The organism is Hadarchaeum sp. (SeqCode), assembly GCF_049969415.1.
Lineage (GTDB): Archaea > Hadarchaeota > Hadarchaeia > Hadarchaeales > Hadarchaeaceae > Hadarchaeum.
Genome location: NZ_JBMFOX010000077.1, coordinates 1 through 2,765 on the forward strand (window position 1 = coordinate 1; position 2,765 = coordinate 2,765).

A 2,765-nucleotide genomic window follows, 5' to 3' on the forward strand; every position below is an offset into this window, starting at 1 on the left:
GACATACCCAGGTCCTTCAGCACTTGGCTTAATCCGAGCTCCCGCAATGCGTTGATAAAAGGTTGAATGCCAGGACTTCCTATTTTCCCTACCACCTCTTTCAGCCTGGCCGTGTAAATCCCTGTCGTTGCATCCAAAAGTTGAGGGACGAATTTCTCTAGCTCCGCTCGTTCTTCATCAGAAAGTCCTTGCAGTTCCTTCCCCGCCTTTTTCAGTCTTAGCTCAGCCACCACCTTGCTAAAGAGGCGAACTTTAAGGGACACCGGGAACGGTTGACCCTGATCAGAATAGAAATAGGTGAAACCTACTGCCGGTTCAAACAGTAAAAAGTCCTTAACAGACTCAAAAGGCGCCTTTGATTTAACAAGGCATTTGATATCTTCTGCGCTAGAGACATGCTTCACTAGGAAGTTCTCCGTTTGAGATAGGATTTCATCGGGTACGTCTCGAGGGGATTGCGTGGAATAGATCATGCCAATCCCAAACTTTCTACCCTCCTTGGCAATCTTATAGAAAGCATTCGTTTTATCAGCAAGATAGCGGTGCGCTTCTTCAATTAGGATGACGAAGTTTGCCTTTTGACCCTGGTTGTTCAGCTCTAGTGCCTCCTCGAAAAGATTGGCGGCCAACCGGTTGGCGATAAATTCAGCTAAATCGCCTAGGGAGGGCATATCCAAAACCACAATTTTCCGATTCGTAAGTAGCTCTTTCTTGACTGCAGCGAAAATATCTTGCCCCACTTCATGGGTATGTAGAGGCTTTAGGAAAGCTAGGCGGCTCCTATATAAATACAACTTGCGGGAACTTCCATCTCCACCAGCACCAGCGTCAAGTTTCTCCCTTAACTCATTCCATTGGTCATTGTTGTCCAAATAGTAAGTCTGATTGCTATATTTAACGGAAAAGCCAGCAGGAGGCTGGAAGCCAAGGGCGCGAAAAGCCCCAAAAAGATAAGCCTGGCGATTTGGTGTTGTTTTCCATTCATCCACGCTGTTGTATGCCTCCTCTAGATATTGAGGAGGCTTAGGGTCCGTCTCTTGAGAACGACGATAGACCAAAGCAATTGCGATCTCAGGATACTGGTAGAAGTTCACTTTTGCCGGTCTAACCTGTAAGTAGCCCTCAAATCTTTTTAAGAATTCATCCGGGAACTGCTTATTGCTGAAAAGAACCAACCGGCCCAGGATGTCAAGCTGCTTGAAGGCTTCAGCTAATCCCATTTCTGTCTCAGCCGCTCCGCTAACCGCATACTCCCCATTCGCATCGAAGATGAGGAAAGCAGTTTCTGGGTAGTAGTGCGCCAACAATGTGATGATGATTTTGTTTTCATTGCTTTTTCCTGTCCCTGTCTTACCGAAATTCGCAGTGCGATTCGATTGAAACAAGCTGGCACTGACGTACTTTAACGCCCCCTGTCGCTCACCCTCAGGATCTGTGCCGTACGCCAAATGCCCAAACACTACCGGTGGTTTTTCTTCCCCTGAATGGGTCCCAAATTGCAAGGCCAGTAAATCTCCGGCTTCTTTCTCATCGAGGCGCAGCACTTCTGCCCCCACGAGGGACGGCATAAAGCGCACTCCGGGATTAAGCTTCTTAATTTGTTCCCTATCGAAAAGGCCAAGCAAGGCGATGTCAAATTCCATAAAGTTGATCTGTTCTTTAGCCGTTCGATCCAAGCTCTCCTCGTTTAAACGGGTTAAGGCCAGGTCGCGAGCGTACTCCGTGTGCGCGATAGGGGAGTACCGGGCATTAACCACCATGCCCAAATATTCAATAGTCCTTCCCTTGCGGTCTTTTCGCCCAGACTTGACTCGCACAAGCTCTCCGAGCAGAGGAGCTTCTTGCTCCACTTCTTCGTGAACCAAAGCTACGGTGACAAACACCTGACCGTCGGAGCGCCTGATGTCTTTTACAAACCCAATGCTCTTAGCCATCGCGAAACACCTCCTTTTCGACCCAGTTCCAAAGTTCCCATTCCAAACGGCTGACGGCTAGATCCCCCACAGAAGCCCGCTCATGGGCTTCCACGAGGGATCCCAAACTTCCCCCGTACAGGGCCGAACGATGACCCCATAAGGTTGCGATCACCTGGCTAAGGGTCTTTTTATCCTGCGCCAAGTACTCGGGTACATCAAAGGCGATGGCCGATTCAAGGGGCTGGAACTCCTTCTTGCGAAAGCGGAGCAAATGTCGGCGGCCGAGAACCAGGCTCCTCTCTCGTTCGGGGTCCCACTGACGAGAGGTGGTATAGACGTAATCCATAAGTTCATCCGGCACGCGAATTGCAATCGGAACGTCATAGGGTTCAAGCCACTTGAGGACGATCCGCACAGCCAGCTTTTCGCCCATTAGCTTGTTGGCCTTCACCACGCCAACAAGGGGGGTTCTTTGCGATTTAAAGAACTGTAGGAGCTTTATACGAAACGATTCCTCAACGCCCACCTGGGCAAGACGACCGTCCTTCACAAGGAGCACGTGAAATTCTTTGTATTTTCGCGCTAAATACACCAGATATGCCCATTCCGCAACGTCACGGAGGATCCGCACGAGGGAGGGAACACTTTTGCAATAATGCGTGCCGAGGTCCTCTGGGCCGATCCCTGTTGCCTCAGCAAAACATTTGAAGATCTCCTCCGTAGAAAAGAGTTCGTCCACCTCAGCTTTTACTCGCTGAGTAAACTCATTCTCATTTTCAGAAAAGAGGCGAAAGCCCTTTACGGGGAACTCTAACGGATCTGGCAACTCCTTAAAGTCTGGAGAAGCAG

Annotated in this window: 2 protein-coding genes; both read right to left on the reverse strand. The window is 49.5% G+C overall.

Annotation, left to right across the window (positions count from 1 at the left end; translation table 11 throughout):
* Positions 1-1,934: ATP-binding protein (locus ACP5PX_RS07760; RefSeq protein WP_428085386.1), on the reverse strand; the 1,934-nt coding region annotated here is incomplete at its 3' end.
* Positions 1,927-2,765: hypothetical protein (locus ACP5PX_RS07765; protein ID WP_428085387.1), on the reverse strand; the 839-nt coding region annotated here is incomplete at its 5' end. The genes ACP5PX_RS07765 and ACP5PX_RS07760, both read right to left, overlap by 8 nt.